At 54.4% G+C, this 631-nt stretch carries 2 protein-coding genes; both read left to right on the plus strand.

Annotated features, from left to right (window positions below):
• Nucleotides 1–109: 109 nt before the first annotated feature.
• Nucleotides 110–286: a hypothetical protein gene (locus B2M20_RS19845; protein WP_173816079.1), complete on the plus strand. Its 177-nt coding sequence runs from the start codon at nt 110–112 to the stop codon at nt 284–286.
• Nucleotides 287–347: 61 nt separating this feature from the next.
• The coding region (locus B2M20_RS20015) for a cupin domain-containing protein (protein WP_476638876.1) at nt 348–631 on the plus strand (284 nt) is incomplete at its 3' end.

The raw sequence follows: 631 nt of genomic DNA on the forward strand, positions 1-631 counted from the left end.
AGTACCAGTAGGTACCGGGTCGCTCTGCTCACTTCACGAAGATGGAACGGTAGCTTGATTTTGGTTCTGTACACCAACCAAACTAACGAGGGGCTGAGAAAGGTTCTCAATGAATACCGTTGATCAAGTTCAAAAAGCAGCCGAATTGCAAAAGGACGCCGAAGACTTCGCCAACAGGCAGGCTGATCCGCGTTCCAGTGCGAGCCTTGTGCCAATGCTTGTCGCCGGGGTTGTTCTAACTTTTGGAGGGATGATTGCCGCCTTGGCCTTTACTTCAGTGACTTAAAATATAGGTCAATACGAGGTCGGTCACCTGTGACCTGCTCATGCGGAGGGAGACGAGTGCAATGGCCATGCACCACGCCAGCCCCGAAGAAGTTTTTGATCTCGCACCATTGAGTCCGAAGCTGAAGGACGCGCGGACAACCGCCGTCGTAAAATCGGAAGCGTTCGAGGTCGTGCGCCTCATCGTTCACGCTGGCACGGATATCAAGGCGCACCAAGTTGATGGTCCCATCACGCTGCATTGCCTGGAAGGTCGGCTCTGCTCGGCTTGCCTGAAACGTCACTTGAACTTTCGGCAGGTCAATGGGTGTATCTCGAAGGGGGCGTTCCGCACTCGCTCAGGGGA

The organism is Nitrobacter vulgaris (genome assembly GCF_002028545.1).
In the GTDB taxonomy this organism is placed as follows: Bacteria; Pseudomonadota; Alphaproteobacteria; order Rhizobiales; family Xanthobacteraceae; genus Nitrobacter; species Nitrobacter vulgaris.

Coding starts and splice junctions, on each gene's coding strand:
- B2M20_RS19845 (WP_173816079.1), top strand. CDS start 110: ATGAATACCGTTGATCAAGTTCAAAAAGCAGCCGAATTGCAAAAGGAC.